Raw genomic sequence first — 15,167 nt, 5'->3', positions numbered from 1 at the left:
TATAATGCGCCAAATTTTACGAAGGAAAATTTATGAAAACTTTGCAAGAAAATTTGAAGCTTTTTTATTTGGGGCTCGAAAATTCTGAGCCGTATTTGTATAAAAACAAAGATCTCACAACCCACGCGCTAATCATCGGTATGACTGGTAGCGGTAAAACCGGTCTAGGAATCACGCTTTTAGAAGAGGCCGCGATTGATAATATCCCGTCTATCATCATCGATCCCAAGGGCGATTTGACAAATTTAGCTCTAACTTTTCCAAATATGAGCGCGCAGGATTTTTTGCCTTATATCGACGAAACAGAGGCTGCGAATAAAGGCATTAGCGTGGAGCAAATGGCGAGCGAGACTGCGCAAATGTGGCGAAATGGCATAGAAAATTCTTACCAAAATTTAGACAGAGTCGAGCTACTTAAAAACAGCGCCGAGTTTAAAATTTACACGCCAAAATCAAGCGCTGGGCTAGGAGTTAGCCTGCTTAGCGACTTTGAAGCACCGAAAAATTTAAACGATGAGGATATGAATAATTATATCTGCGGTATCGCTTCTAGCGTGCTTAGCCTAGCTGGCATTACTAGCGATAATCTAAGCTCGCCAGAATTTTTGCTGATTTCTCAAATTTTTAGTTCAAATTTCAGCGAGGGCAGGGGCGTGAGCGTGGTCGATCTCATCAACCAAATCATCACTCCGCCATTTGATAAAATCGGCGTTTTTGATGTGAATAACTTCTTCCCTAGCGACAAACGCATGGCACTAGCTATGAAAATCAACGCCCTAATCGCAAGCCCAAGTTTCAAGCTTTGGTGCGAGGGCGAGAAGCTAGATATCGCAAAAATGCTATTTAACGAGAGTGGCAAGGCTAGGGCGAATATCTTTTGTATCGTGCATTTAAACGACGATGAGAGAATGTTTTTCGTAACCTTGCTTTTAAACGAAATGGTTAATTGGATGCGCCAAACGCAAGGCACCAGCGCGCTTAGAGCGATTTTGTATATGGACGAGATTTATGGATTTTTCCCGCCAAATGGCAATCCGCCGTCAAAAACCCCTATGCTAACCCTGCTAAAACAAGCGCGCGCTTTTGGGCTAGGCTGCGTTCTTAGCACGCAAAACCCTGTGGATTTGGATTACAAAGGCCTTAGCAATATCGGCACTTGGTTTATCGGCCGCCTCCAAACCGCCCAAGATAAAGAGCGAGTAATAGGCGGACTTAGCGGAATTGGCTCAAATCCTGTGGATAAATCTGCGCTAATGGAGCAAATCTCAAACCTCAAAAAGCGAAATTTCTTAGTCAAAAATATCAACGAAGATAGCCTAAAAACGATAGAAACTCGCTTTGCACTTAGTTATTTAAAAGGTCCTTTAAGCAACGAGCAAATTTCAAATTTAATGAGCGAAAAAAAGGGCACACTAGGCGCGAACAGCACTGAAAGCAAAGTAAAAAGCGCAAGCGGTGCCAAACCAATCGTATCAAATGAAATTTCGCAAATTTACAGCTACGGCGCCTCTCGCGAGCTAAGTCCGTATCTATACGCCACAGCCAAGGTGCGCTATGCTGACAAAGAGGGCGAATACACGAGGGATTACGCGTATTTGCTTGATATCGCTGATGCTAGCGAGATCAACTGGGACGAGGCAAGCGATAGAGCTATTGATAATATACGAAGCGATGAGTTAGAGGATTCGTCGTATTGCGCTTTGCCAAGCTTTATTGCTAGTGCGAAAAATTTCGCCACTTTTATTCGCAATTTCAAAGACTGGGTTTATCGTAACCAAAGGCTAGAATTATACAGCGCGCTTGATATGCACAGCGCGCCAGATGAGAGCAAAGAGGAATTTTATCAAAGACTGCAAGATAAGGCAAATGAAATTTTAGAGCAAAAAACAGATGAAATTCTAGCTAAATTTGAAAAAGAAAAATCTACGCTTCAAACCCGCATAAATCGCGCCGAAGAGAAGCTAGAAAAAGAAAAAAGCGATGTTACTAGCCAAGGGATTAGTGCAGCTCTTAGCATAGGTGGTGCGATACTAGGCTCGCTTTTTGGCAGATCGCGCACGAGTGCGACTACGATTAGCAAAACCGTAAGTGGTGTGCGAAACGCTCACCGCGTGCTAACCCAGCGCAACGAAGCCAAAAACGCAGAAGCTAGCGTAGATGAGCTATATTCGCAAATGCAGGCCCTGCAAGAGAGATTTGATGAGCAAATCGCGCAGTTAAAAGAGAGCTTAGATCTCAAAAATATCGAGCTTGGCGTAGTCTCGCTAGCTCCGAAAAAGACAGATATTTATGATGAAAAAATTTCGATTTTGTGGAAGAGTTAGGGTAAAAAATGATTAAAGGTATAATTTTAGGACTTTTAGCTGCTTCAAATTTTTGGTGTTATTTGGTAGCATATTTTTTAGGAGCTGTGCCGTTTGGACTGCTTATCGGCAAATACTTTGGCAAGGTTGATATCAAATCTGCTGGAAGTGGCTCGATAGGGGCTACAAATGTCTTGCGCGTGCTTAAAGAAACAGACCCCAAAAAGGCTAAAATTTTAGCGATTTTAACCGTGGTTTGCGACGCTTTAAAGGGCGTGGTGCCGATTTTGGTGGCGAGGGCTATGGGTTTTGATGAAAATGTGCTTTGGGGCATGGCTGTGTTTGCTGTGGTAGGGCATTGCTTTTCGCCATATCTTGGATTTAGCGGTGGCAAGGGCGTAGCCACGGGCGCTGGCGTGTTAGCATGCTTCGTGCCAATCGAGCTAATCATCGCGCTTGTTGTTTGGTTTATTGTGGGCAAAGTGCTTAAAATTTCGTCCGTAGCCTCGCTATCAGCGGCGCTTGCGCTAATTGTGGCTAGCTACATACTCCACGCAGATATGCCAGCAATCCACACTCACGCGCCGATTTTTATCATAGTTTTTATCGTCTTTTACAAACATATTCCAAATATCGCAAGATTGCTTCGTGGCGAGGAAAAACGGGTAATATGATTCGGGTTTTGATTGAGGATTTGAAATTCGATGCGATTGTTGGAATTTTGGATTTCGAAAGAGAAAAAAAACAAGAAATTTTAGTAAGCGCAAAATTTGGCGCAGATGAATTTATAGACTACGCCAAGGCGTGCGAATTTATAAAATTTAGCTTTGAGAGGGAGAAATTTTTGCTCGTCGAAGACGCGCTAAATTTCTTCGCCAAGAGCTTTAAAACCCAGTATAAAAGCCTGAATTACTTCTATATGAAAATTTACAAAACCCAAATTTTAGCTGACGCAAAAGTCGGCGCGCAAATAGAAATAAATTTTTAAAATTTCTTTAAAAAAACTTGAATTTTGGCTTAAAATATGCTACAATCACGCCAAATTTTATTACGAAGGAAAATCAATGAGAATTTTAATTGTCGAAGATGAAGTTACTCTAAACAAAACTATCGCCGAGGGTTTGGCGGAGTTTGGTTACCAAACAGACAGCTCAGAAAGCTTTAAAGACGCTGAATATTACATAGGCATACGAAATTACGATTTAGTTTTAACCGACTGGATGTTACCAGATGGCAGTGGCGTCGATTTAATCAACATTATAAAACAAAAATTTGCTCGCACAGCAGTCGTCGTGCTATCTGCAAAAGACGATAAAGAAAGTGAGATAAAAGCCCTAAAAGCTGGCGCAGATGATTATATCAAAAAACCATTTGATTTCGATGTTTTGGTGGCTAGACTTGAAGCTAGACTTAGATTTGGTGGCTCAAATATCATCAAAATCGACGATCTTATCATCGACCCAGATGAGGAGAAAATCACATATCTTGGTCAAGAAATCGAGCTAAAAGGCAAGCCTTTCGAGGTGCTAACTCACCTAGCTCGCCACTCAGACCAAATCGTAAGCAAAGAGCAACTACTTGATGCTATTTGGGAAGAGCCAGAGCTAGTAACCCCAAATGTAATTGAGGTCGCAATCAACCAAATCCGCCAAAAAATGGATAAACCACTAAATATTTCTACAATCGAGACAGTTCGTCGTCGCGGATATAGATTTTGCTTTCCACAAAAAGCCTAAGAACCCGTTTCATAATCCAATTAGCATCTGCTTCGGCGATGCTAATTTTGATTTTTTCCGTAATGCTTTATAACTATATAAGGATTACGATTTTTGAAAATTCAGTCCATGGGCTTTTGGTAAGGGCTGAAAATATCACAAAACTGCCAAAAATTCCAGTCGAAAAAATCCCAGAGTATCTGCCAGATCCCAAAGGCGAGTTTATCACGAGTTTCGTTTATGGCGAGAAAATCACCAAACCCAAATTTTACGAGAGCCAAGAGGGTGAAAATAATTTTTTGACCCTTCAATACCCATATAGCAATGAGGAAATTTTGCAGATCAAAACCGATGTCACGGTCTATGCAAATATCGCAAATCAGATACTTGTGGATATTATTATCCTAAATTTGACAATGATATTTTTGATAATTTTTTACGCTATGTTTCTATCGCGCACGCTTTTGATGCCAATTAAAGTAATCTCGCAAAAGTTAGCCAGTCTTGATGAGAAATTCCTAGCCCCACTTGATATGGAGAGGTGCGAGAGCGAATTTCGCCCGATTTTGACAAACATAAACCGACTAATCGATCGAATTCAGACCTTCATAATGTATCAAAAAGAGCTATTTATCGGTATCGCGCACGAGCTAAAAACCCCGCTAGCGGTAATGAAAACCAAAAACGAAGTAACGCTCATAAAGCCAAGAGAGGCGGAAAAATATATCGAGGCGCTCAAAAACAACAACAAATCAATCGACGATATGAACAAAATGATAATCTCGATTTTAGAGATCGGTCGCCAAGAGGGCGCGCAGTTTGAGAGCCCAGAGCAGCTTGATATCGTGCAGTATCTAGGCGAGCTGTGCGTGAATTTTAAAATTTTGGCTAGAAATGAAAAAAAAGATGTCGTAAGCAAAATTTCGCCAAAATCCCTAGAAGTAAGTATCCAAAAAAATCTTTTTATGCACATTATCCAAAATTTCGTCCAAAACGCGATTAAATTTTCCCCAGAGGGCGAAGTAATCGAGATTTTCAGTGAAATTTCGGGCGATTATTTTATCGTGCGCGTAGAAAATTTAGGCGAGAGCATTGATGAAAGCCAGGACTTTTTCGCGCCGTTTAAACGCAAGGGTGGCAAGCCTGGCGCTGGGCTTGGGCTGTTTTTGGCCAAAAACGCCGCGCAGGCTATGGGCGCATCTGTGAGCCTTAAAAATTCGCCCGCCAAAGACAAAATTGTAGCGACCCTTACAATTCCGCTAAAAAATCTCAAAAAATAGCGCAAATTTGGTATTTTTTAAAATAAAATTAAAAGTTTTTAGTGTATAAATGCACTAATTTTTTTTGTAAAGGTTAAATTTATGTCTTTGATGATTACAGACGAGTGTATTAGTTGCGATGCGTGTCGCGAAGAGTGCCCAAATGAGGCGATTTTCGAGGACGAGCCGACATATATGATTGATTCAGATAGGTGCTGCGAGTGCGTGGATCAATACTCAGAACCAGCCTGCATCGTAGTCTGCCCTGTCGAGTGTATCGCCTACGATCCTGATAATATCGAAACCGAGGGTGAGCTTAAATACAAACACGCTCACATGGATTATTAATGCCAAAACGCGTTGGAGTGATTGATTTAGGCTCAAATTCTGCCAGATTAGTGATTTTTGAGCGAACGAGCAGATTTGGGTTTTTTATCCTTGCAGAGCACAAAATCAAAGTCCGCCTAGGCGAGGGCGCGTATGAAAACGGCGGAGTTTTGCAACCAGCGGCTATGCAAAAATGCCTTAACGCGTTTGTGGAATTTAAAGAATTACTCCAAAAATACGGCGCCAAAAGGGTGCTTTGCGTAGGCACTTCTGCACTGCGCGACGCTCCAAATGGGGGCGAGTTTATCAAGCTAGTTTTTCAAAAAACCAAAATCGCAATCCGCAAAATAGATGGCGAGAGTGAGGCGTATTTTGGAGGATACGCCGCACACAATCTCCTTAGCGATTTCAAAGACGGCGTGAGCGTGGATATCGGCGGAGGCTCGACTGAGCTTGCGCGCATTAAAAATGGCAAAATCGAGGCCAAAATTTCGCTAAATTTAGGCACCGTTCGCCTAAAAGAGCTATTTTTCGACAAAGGCGATATGGCCGGGCTATATGGCTATGTAAATGAGGCAATCAGCGCGGTTGGCGACGAATTTGCCAGCTCAAATTTAATCGCTATGGGCGGTTCGGCAAGAGCGCTAAGCAATGCCATAATGGCGATTGAGAATTATCCGATTAAAATCGTGCATAATTACTGCTACGATTACGAAAAATACGCGCCGTTTTTTAGCAAACTAATCGGCGCCAAAACCCTAGAACTAGCCAAATTTCCGATAAAAAAAGAGCGTTACGACACGATTAGAGAGGGTGCGATAATTTTTAGCGAGATTGCTAAAAAAATCGGCGCAAAAAGCGTGATTACAAGCGGTGTGGGCGTGCGAGAGGGTGTGTTTTTGGGCTCGATTTTGCACGGGGCAAATTTGCCAAAGAATTTCAACCCAAGCCTAAAAAGTCTGCAAGATAGATTTGCTAGCGAAAGCTCGCACGCAGACAAGTTCGCCAAAGCCCTTTTTAGCGTGCTTTTCTCCCTTCACAAGCTAGAAGACAGATACATTAGCCCGCTTTGCTACGCCGCCAAACTTTGCGAGATTGGCGCAAGGCTTGGCTTTTATGCCAAACACGAAAGCGCAGCTTCCATGGTGCTAAATGGGCTAAACTACCGCACGAGCCACGAGCAAAAAGCCCTAATAGCGGCGATTATCGCAATGCACGGCAAGCCAAATTTAAGCCCAAATTTTGCAAATTTAAGCGAAATTTTACCAAATGAGCGAACATTAGCGTGGCTTAGCTTTTTGTGCGAATTCGCTAGGATTTTAAACGAAAACGCACTTAAAAATTTGGAGTTTAAATTCGAAAATTTAACCCTGCAAATCGCGGGCGCAAAAAATAAATTAATGCTCAAAGACAGCCTTCGCAAACTCCCAAAACCAGCTGTTTTTGCGATAAATTTTATATAAATTTGAATTTGGCAAATTTGCAAAATTTAGCCAAATTTCACTACACTACGCAAAATCAAAATTTAAGGAAATGTATGAAAACTATCACGATTATCGACACTTTTGGCTTTTTTTTCCGCCTGTATTATGCGATGAGTAGCTTAAAGACCAAAAGCGGCAAGCCAAGTGGCATGGTGAGCGGATTTGCGAATTTCATCGCAAATTTGGAGCGAGAATTCAAAAGCGATTATATAATTTTCGCCCTTGATAGCAAGGGCAAGACCTTTCGCTCAGACATTGACCCAAACTACAAAACAAATCGTCAAACCCCACCAGACGCTCTTTTGGCACAGCTTCCGGTTTGCATAGAAATGATAGAGAAAATGGGCTTTTGCACAGCGCAGAAAGAGGGCTTTGAGGCCGATGATTTGATAGCAAGTGTCGTTAAAACCTACCGCGACACGCACAAAATCAATATCGTAACCAGTGACAAAGACCTTTATCAGCTAATCGGAGGCGAGACGCGCATTTATAGCCATGCCAAAAAAATGCTTTATGGACGCGATGAGTGCTATGAAAAATACGGCGTCTATCCAGAGCAAATCATTGATTTTTTGGCGATTTGTGGCGACAGCGCAGATAATATCCCGGGTGTAAAAGGCATAGGCGAAAAGGGGGCGAAAAAACTGCTTGATGAGTGGGGGAGTTTGGAGAGGATTTACGAAAATATCGAGCTTTTGCCACCAAACAAACAGCGCGAGTATCTCATAAACTCCAAAAACGAAGCTTTTATGAGCCAGAAGCTTGCCACGCTTTGCGATGAGGTCGAAATTTCGCCATTGCAAAACGCCGTTTTTCCCGAGCAAAATCCGCTTCATAAAATCAAAGAAATTTTGCGCGAATACGAGCTACACAAGCTTCTTTCCGCGCTCGAAAACGAGGGCGGTAAAAGCGAAGAGAGCCTAGCTTTTAAGCCAGTGTGTGTGAGGGACGAGAGCGAGCTAGCGCGCCTTTGCGAGGGCATTAGCGAGGATACTATCGTGGCGTTTGATACTGAGACCACGGGGCTAGATAGCAAAAATGCCAAAATCGTGGGCTTTTCGTTTTGTTTCAACGAGCAAAGGGCGTATTATGTGCCACTAGCGCATAAATTTTTGGGTGTAGGCGAGCAAATTTCGCTAAATTCGGCGAAAATGGCGATTGAGCGGATTTTTTCTGGCTTTGTCGTGGGGCAAAATTTAAAATACGATTTCAATATCGTAGAGCAAAATTTCGGCATAAAACCCCCACGCAAATTCGCTGATACGATGATTTTAGCGTGGCTCATAAATCCCGGCGAGAGCGTGGGTATGGATAGCTTGGCTAAGCGATATTTCGACTACGACACGATTAAATTTGAAAATATTGTTGCCAAGGGCGAGACTTTTGCGAGTTTGGAGTTTGATGAGGCCACGAAATACGCAGCCGAAGATGCATGGATAACTTTGAAATTTTATTTTAAATTTCAAAATTTACTCTCGCCAGAGTTGCTAAATTTGGCAAAAACGCTAGAATTCCCATTTGTGCGTGTTTTGCGCGATATGGAAAATGCAGGAATTAAAATTTCAAAGCCAAATTTAAGTGAGCTGATTTCTCGCAACGAAAGCGCGCTTAGGGTGCTGACAAACGAAATTTACGAGCTTAGTGGCGAGAGTTTTAACATAAATTCCACAAAACAGCTTGGCGTGGTGCTTTTCGAGCATTTGGGTTTGCCGTGCCAAAAAAAGACCAAAACAGGTTACAGCACCGATGAGAGTGTGCTGGCCCTGCTTATACAAGCGCACCCAGTAATCGAAAAAATCCTAGCTTATCGTGAGCTTTACAAGCTTCAAAGCACCTATTGTGAGCCACTTTACGCCCTTGCGATGAAAAACGAAAATAGCAGAATTTATTCAAATTTCATGCAAACAGGCACCAGCACCGGCAGGCTATCTTCCAAAAATCCAAATTTGCAAAATATCCCAGCGCGTGGGGCTTTGGCGAAGGATATGCGAAACTGCTTCATCGCGCAGGAGGGGTATAGCCTGCTTTCGCTGGATTATTCGCAAATCGAGCTTAGACTTTTGGCGCATTTTAGCAAGGACCCTGCGCTTCTTAGCGCTTTTGCGGCGGGCGAGGACATACACTCGCGCACTGCAATCAGCATTTTTGGCGATAGCGAACCCGCACACAGGGCGATTGCAAAGAGCATAAATTTTGGCTTGATTTATGGCATGGGGGCAAGCAAACTAGCGCAAAATTTGCAAATTCCGCGAAATGAGGCCAAGGGCTATATCGAGCGATATTTCGCCTCGTTTGCGACGATTAAGGAATTTTTGGAGGGGCTAAAAAACAGCGCCAAAAACGACGGATTTATCACTACGCTTTTTGGGCGCAGGCGGTATTTTGATTTTGCTAACGCTTCGCCCATGCTTCTAGCCACTTATGAGCGAGAGGCGGTAAATACGAAGTTTCAAGGCTCGGCAGCGGACATTATCAAAAAGGCTATGGTTGAGATTTCGCCACATTTAAGCGCGGAGGCAAGGTTAGTTTTGCAAATCCACGATGAGCTGATTTTCGAGGTAAAAAGCGAGTATGCGCATGAATTTGGCGCAAAAATTAGGGAAATCATGCAAAATGTCGTGAATTTAAATGTCCCGCTCGTAACGAGCCTAGATATCGCTACTAGCTGGGGCGAGTTGAAATAAATTTGAAATTTTGCAAAATTTTATCTATAAGCGTAATTGCAAAGAATTTTGCGTAAGCAAAATTCAGTAAATAAACGCGTGCATAGCACGCCACAGTATGGGCGTCGGCCTGGTGGGGGTGTGGGGGCGGGCGGCCCTCGCAACTCTGAGCGCCGCCCCCACATAAAAAGATTAGACTTTAAAAATCCTAGCGGATTGCAATTATCAAAAATTTAAAATTCAAGGAAATTTAAAATTCTGCCATTTGCCCTGTCTTTAATTTTAGCTTTGTAGATTGCTTCGGCGTTATCACGCCTCGCAATGACACTTAAATTCAAAATTTCGGGTGCAGTATCCAAGCTTGCGGACAGCGGAATTTTAAAATTTGGCTAAATTTAGCGTTCTCTTGCGATTAAAACTCCGCTTATGATGACGACCAAAATCCCCAAAAACGCCATTAAATTCGGCAAACTATCGCCTAGCATGACGCCTAAAATCAGCGTAAAGATAATGTCCGTGTAGCTAATCGCAGCCACAACGCCAGCCTTTTTGGAGGCTGCGTAAGAGCGCGTCATATATTTTTGGAAATAAATTCCGCTAATTCCTAGCAATGCGACCAAAACCCAGCCAAAGAGACTTGGCATGTTAAAATAGGCGAATTTGCTTAAATTTGCGCTCGAAATCACGCCTAAAATTTCAATCTCGCGTCCTCTTAGCGCAAATTCCGCGCACATTAGCGCAGAGCTTACAAGCGCGGCGCCAAAGACGAAAACTAGGATTATGATATCCGTGGCGTAGTATTTGCGAAGCTCTCGCACACTAGTGTAAGCTAGCCCTGCGCACATACCGCCAAAAACGCCGATGATATCAGTCGGCGCAATGCTAATGTGAGGCTGGATAACGAGCAAAATCCCGCTAAAACCTAGCATTATGGCACACCAGCCTTTAAAGCTGAGCTTTTCGCCTAGGAAAATCGATGAAAAAAGTGCGGTGAAAATCGGGGCTGTTTTTTGGAAGGTAAAAGCCGTGCCAAGCTCGATGTGAGCGATATTATAAAAGGTCGCTATAATCCCGCAACTGCCGATAAATGCACGGAAAAAAAGTAGCCAAGGCTTCCCGCCCACGCCGAAATTTTTTAGCCTTTTTAGCGAGATTAGCATGATAGCTAGCCCTACGGCGTTTCTGAAAAACACGATTTCTACGCTACTCATTTGCTCTGCCATGACCTTGGCTAGCGCCCCATTTAGCGCGAAATAAAAGCTAGCGATTAGCATATAATACACGCCTAAATTTTTAAGCCAAAATTTAGAATAACCCAAAATTATCTCCTATTTGCTATTAAAATTCCAGCCGCAATTATCAGCGCGATTCCGCAAAGTGCGGTGAAATTTGGGAGCGTATCTCCCAAGGCTAGCCCAAAAATCATCGAAAAAATAATATCCGTGTAGCTTAGTGTGGCGACGATCCCTGCCTTTCTGGTAGCGGCGTAGGCTTTGGTGAGATAGGATTGATAATACAGCCCACAAACGCCCAAAATCGCGCCAATTCCCCAGCCCATGAGATCTGGCATGACAAATTTACTAATCATAAAATTTAGCGCAGGAATTTGGGTAATTTCGGCAATCGCCATGAAAAGTATCGGCATTAGCGTGCCTGCAAGCAGGGCTGAGAGTATGATTATATTTGCGCTGTAATACTTGCGTAGCTCCCTGACAGCCGTGAGCGCAATCGCGGCAAACAGACCGCTTAAAATCCCAAAAATATGTCCAGCGTGAATTCCAAAGTGAGGCTGTATCACCAAAACGATACCCACAAAGCCCAAAAATACGGCAAACCAGCCAAATTTGGATAATTTTTCTTTTAGCGCAAAATATGCAATCACAGCGATAAAAATCGGCGCTGTTTTTTGGAAGGTAAAGGCCTCGCCTAGGCTTAGTTGCGTAAGGTTGTAAAAAAACACGATTAAGCCCAAAATCCCGATAACTCCGCGCGTAGCAAGCATCCACGGATGTCCGCCACGGCTTGGTTGGGCTTGAATTTTGCGATTTTTGCGCATGATATATAAAATGATAAAAAGGGCTAATAAATTTCGAAACAGCACGACTTCAATGGCTGGGATTTGCATGGCTAAAATTTTAGCAAATGTCCCTGCAATGGAGTTGTAAAAGCACGCAAGCAACATATAATAAATGCTTAAATGGTGCAATAAAAAGCTGTTGTATTTCAAAATTTGACCCCTCAAAAAAGCCCATAATTATAGCTGTTTTTAAATTTTGATTTACTTAATAAAATTTGGCTATAATGAGAAAAATCAAAGGAAGTATTATGAAAACAGTGATGATAATAGGGCGCCCAAATGTGGGAAAATCGAGCCTTTTTAACCGCTTCGCAAACGCAAGAATTGCCATTACTAGCGAGGTTTCAGGCACCACGAGGGATACGAACAAAATTGCCGTGCAAATTTATGATAGAAATGCGATGATAGTCGATTCTGGCGGACTTGATGATACGAGCGAGCTTTTTGCGCGTGTGCAGGCAAAAACCCTAGCCGAGGCGCAAAATGCGGATATTATTCTTTTTATGGTAGATGGCAAACTGCTCCCAGACGAGCAGGATCGCAAAATTTTCTTTTCTTTGCAAAAGCTAGGCAAACCGATAGTTTTGCTCGTAAATAAAGTAGATAGCAAAAAAGATGAAGAGCGAAGCTGGGAATTTAACGAATTTGGCGCGCAGATGTTTGCACTATCTGTCAGCCATAATGCCGGTATTGACGAGCTTAGGGATTGGATTTATATTCACTTAGATCCTGCGCCTGTGCGAGGGGACGAGAGCGAGGATTTCGATGATTTTTTAGAAAATTTTGACGATAATGGCGAAATCAAAGAGAGCGATGAGAGCGAGTATTACGAGAACAAAACCATAAATGTAGGCATTATCGGGCGGGTAAATGTGGGCAAATCTAGCCTTTTAAACGCTCTTGTGAAAAACGAACGCTCGGTGGTAAGCAGTGTGGCTGGCACGACGATAGACCCTGTCAATGAAAGCTATGAATTTGAGGGGAGAAGGTTTGAGTTTGTGGATACTGCTGGTATCAGAAAACGCGGTAAAATCGAGGGAATAGAGAGGTTTGCGCTAAATAGAACGGAGAAAATTTTAGAAAATTCAGACATTGCGCTTTTGGTTTTGGATTCTTCTGAGCCATTTAGCGAGTTAGATGAGCGAATTGCAGGGCTTGCGGCTAAATTTGAGCTAGGCGTGATAATCGTGCTAAATAAATGGGACAAAAGCGAGGCCGAATTTGACGCTATGGTGCGCGATTTGCGCGATAAATTTAAATTTCTAGCTTACGCGCCGGTTATTAGTGTAAGCGCGCTTGGTGGCAAACGCATACACAAGCTCTACCCGCTGATTTTGCAGGTTTATAAAAATTACACGCAAAAGATAAAAACCGCCCATTTAAATGCGCTAATCGAAGAAGCGACCAAAGCTCACCCACTTCCGCACGATAAGGGCAAGAGCGTGAAAATCTACTATGCGGCGCAGTTTGGCTTCGCTCCGCCTAAAATCGCGCTTGTGATGAATCGTCCGCGAGCTCTTCATTTTAGCTATAAACGCTATTTGGCGAACAAACTTAGAGAGAAATTTGATTTAAGCGGGACGCCTTTGGTTATAATTCCTAAAAATCGCGGAAATGACGATGAGGGCGAGGCAAATTCGAAAAAAGGGCAAAAATGAGCGCAAAAAATATAATCCTAATCGGCTTTATGGGTGTTGGCAAGGGGACTTTCGCGCGCGCTTTGGCTGGGGTTAGCGGGCTGTTTGCGATAGATTGCGACGATATGATCGAAAGCTATGCAAACAAAAAAATTCGCAAAATTTTCGAGGAGCAGGGCGAGGTGGAATTTCGCAAAATAGAGAAAAAACTCGCTAAATTTTTGGAAAAAAATGTGAGTGGCGCGATAATCTCGACTGGCGGCGGGTTTTATGCTGTTAAAAATTTAAACAAAATCGGCACCGTAATCTACCTAAAATCGAGCTTCGATGCGATAATTAAGCGCATAAATTCTAGCGAGAATGCTAGCAAAAAAATCGCAAAACGACCGCTTTTAGCTGATTTGAAAAAGGCGCGCGCCCTGCATGAGCAAAGGGATAAAAAATACAGCGCCAAGGCCGATTATATCGTAAATGTAGAGAAAAATTCGCAAAAAGAAGTTATCGAAAAATTACTAAAAATTATCAAAAAAGAGGTTAAAAAATGAGTGAAAAATCTAAAATTTCAAATCCGCGCACACTAACTGGGCTTCAACCATCAGGCAGGCTACATTTGGGGAATTATTTTGCCAGCATTAAGCAAATGGTAGATGCGCAAAATGCGGGCGAGGAGCTGTTTTTGTTCATCGCAAACTACCACGCGCTCACCTCTGTTAGCGAGGGCGCGAAGCTCAAAGAGAGCACTTATGAGGCGGCTGCGGCGTTTTTGTCTTTGGGAATCGATCCGGAAAAATCGACATTTTGGGTGCAAAGCGATGTGAAAGAGGTTTTGGAGCTTTACTGGATACTTAGCGGATACACGCCAATGGGGCTATTAGAGCGCGCTCACGCTTACAAAGACAAGGTCGCAAAGGGCTTTGAGAGCAAGCACGATTTGTTTTCATACCCTGTGCTAATGGCGGCTGATATTTTGCTATACGACGCTACTAGCGTGCCTGTGGGCAAAGATCAAATTCAGCATGTCGAAATCGCGCGCGATATCGCTTTGAAATTTAACAACGCGCATGGCGAAATTTTAACCCTGCCAAGCGCTAGAATCAGCGAAAATGTCGCAATAGTCCCTGGCACGGACGGCGCAAAAATGAGCAAAAGCTACGGAAATACGATTGATATTTTTTCTTCGCCAAAGGAGCAAAAAAAGCAAATCGGCTCGATTGTTACGACATCTGAGCCGCTCGAAGTGCCAAAACAGTGGCAAAACTGCAATGTCTATAATATAGCAAAACTCTTTTTAAACGAAGCAGGACAAAAAGCCTTGCAAGCTCGATATGAGCGTGGCGGCGAGGGGCACGGACACTTTAAAATGTATCTTGGCGAGCTTGTGAGTGAGTATTTCGGACAGGCGCGCGAAAAATACGCTGAGTTGCTAGCTGATAAGAAAAAGCTAGATGAAATTTTGGCTTATGGTGCGCAAAAGGCGCAAAAAATCGCAAGTGAAAAAATGCGCCTAATACGCGAAAGTGTGGGGATTTATAGATAAATTTTAGTTAAATTTCGCCAAGCAAAATTTGGCGAAATTTATAAGTTTTGCAAAATTTCTACAATTCCCCCCCCATTTAATCTCTTTTTAAGCAACCCTTGAATATAATCCACTTTCCGTTTTTGAAATCTAACTTCTGTTATTTTCCAATGCGTGTTATTTTAT

At 42.9% G+C, this 15,167-nt stretch carries 13 protein-coding genes; 11 read left to right on the top strand and 2 right to left on the bottom strand.

What is annotated here, in order from left to right; translation table 11 throughout:
• Positions 1-32: 32 nt before the first annotated feature.
• The 8 genes from OFN91_RS08085 to polA all read left to right on the top strand — a co-directional run bounded on the left by OFN91_RS08085 (position 33) and on the right by polA (position 9,772).
• Complete coding sequence (locus tag OFN91_RS08085) at positions 33-2,324, top strand: helicase HerA domain-containing protein (protein ID WP_270873889.1); 2,292 nt, start codon at positions 33-35, stop codon at positions 2,322-2,324.
• An 8-nt stretch (positions 2,325-2,332) separates the two neighbouring features.
• Positions 2,333-2,977, top strand: a complete 645-nt coding sequence (gene plsY, locus OFN91_RS08080; RefSeq protein ID WP_270859724.1) for a glycerol-3-phosphate 1-O-acyltransferase PlsY — start codon at positions 2,333-2,335, stop codon at positions 2,975-2,977.
• Entirely contained in the window at positions 2,974-3,291 is a 318-nt protein-coding gene (locus OFN91_RS08075; RefSeq protein WP_270859723.1) for a dihydroneopterin aldolase, read from the top strand. Before plsY ends, OFN91_RS08075 begins: the two co-directional genes overlap by 4 nt.
• A 76-nt stretch (positions 3,292-3,367) precedes the next feature.
• The gene (gene hsrA, locus OFN91_RS08070; protein ID WP_270859722.1) at positions 3,368-4,039 is read left to right on the top strand and encodes a homeostatic response regulator transcription factor HsrA; all 672 of its coding nucleotides are present in this window, start codon (positions 3,368-3,370) and stop codon (positions 4,037-4,039) included.
• A 38-nt stretch (positions 4,040-4,077) separates the two neighbouring features.
• Positions 4,078-5,298, top strand: a complete 1,221-nt coding sequence (locus OFN91_RS08065; RefSeq protein WP_270873888.1) for a sensor histidine kinase — start codon at positions 4,078-4,080, stop codon at positions 5,296-5,298.
• 81 nt (positions 5,299-5,379) lie between these two features.
• Positions 5,380-5,625 carry a YfhL family 4Fe-4S dicluster ferredoxin gene (locus OFN91_RS08060; protein WP_270873887.1) on the top strand — a complete coding sequence of 82 codons (246 nt, stop codon included), beginning with the start codon at positions 5,380-5,382 and terminating at the stop codon, positions 5,623-5,625.
• Positions 5,625-7,067 carry a Ppx/GppA phosphatase family protein gene (locus OFN91_RS08055; protein WP_270873886.1) on the top strand — a complete coding sequence of 481 codons (1,443 nt, stop codon included), beginning with the start codon at positions 5,625-5,627 and terminating at the stop codon, positions 7,065-7,067. Before OFN91_RS08060 ends, OFN91_RS08055 begins: the two co-directional genes overlap by 1 nt.
• 74 nt (positions 7,068-7,141) lie before the next feature.
• Complete coding sequence (gene polA, locus OFN91_RS08050; RefSeq protein ID WP_270873885.1) at positions 7,142-9,772, top strand: DNA polymerase I; 2,631 nt, start codon at positions 7,142-7,144, stop codon at positions 9,770-9,772.
• A 374-nt stretch (positions 9,773-10,146) separates the two neighbouring features.
• Here the strand turns inward: polA and OFN91_RS08045 are convergent, their stop codons facing one another.
• Together OFN91_RS08045 and OFN91_RS08040 are read right to left on the bottom strand one after the other, a co-directional pair.
• On the bottom strand, positions 10,147-11,070 hold the full coding sequence (locus OFN91_RS08045; RefSeq protein WP_270873884.1) for a DMT family transporter: 924 nt from the start codon (positions 11,068-11,070) through the stop codon (positions 10,147-10,149).
• Between the two features lie 2 nt (positions 11,071-11,072).
• A complete protein-coding gene (locus OFN91_RS08040) occupies positions 11,073-11,978 on the bottom strand; it encodes a DMT family transporter (RefSeq protein ID WP_270873883.1) in 906 nt (301 codons plus the stop codon).
• Positions 11,979-12,076: 98 nt separating this feature from the next.
• Between OFN91_RS08040 and der the strand changes: the two genes are divergently transcribed.
• Genes der through trpS form a run of 3 tightly spaced genes read left to right on the top strand, consistent with a single transcriptional unit; the run spans position 12,077 to position 15,002 of the window.
• The gene (gene der / locus OFN91_RS08035) at positions 12,077-13,486 is read left to right on the top strand and encodes a ribosome biogenesis GTPase Der (RefSeq protein ID WP_270873882.1); all 1,410 of its coding nucleotides are present in this window, start codon (positions 12,077-12,079) and stop codon (positions 13,484-13,486) included.
• Positions 13,483-14,010 (top strand): shikimate kinase, encoded by a 528-nt coding sequence (locus tag OFN91_RS08030; protein ID WP_270873881.1) that lies wholly within the window; start codon positions 13,483-13,485, stop codon positions 14,008-14,010. Before der ends, OFN91_RS08030 begins: the two co-directional genes overlap by 4 nt.
• Positions 14,007-15,002: a tryptophan--tRNA ligase gene (gene trpS, locus OFN91_RS08025; RefSeq protein WP_270873880.1), complete on the top strand. Its 996-nt coding sequence runs from the start codon at positions 14,007-14,009 to the stop codon at positions 15,000-15,002. The genes OFN91_RS08030 and trpS overlap by 4 nt, the downstream gene beginning before the upstream one ends.
• The last annotated feature ends 165 nt before the right edge of the window (positions 15,003-15,167 follow it).

The organism is Campylobacter sp. JMF_08 NE1 (assembly GCF_027737875.1).
In the GTDB taxonomy this organism is placed as follows: Bacteria; Campylobacterota; Campylobacteria; order Campylobacterales; family Campylobacteraceae; genus Campylobacter_B.
This window is presented reverse-complemented; position numbering and strand designations above follow the sequence as displayed.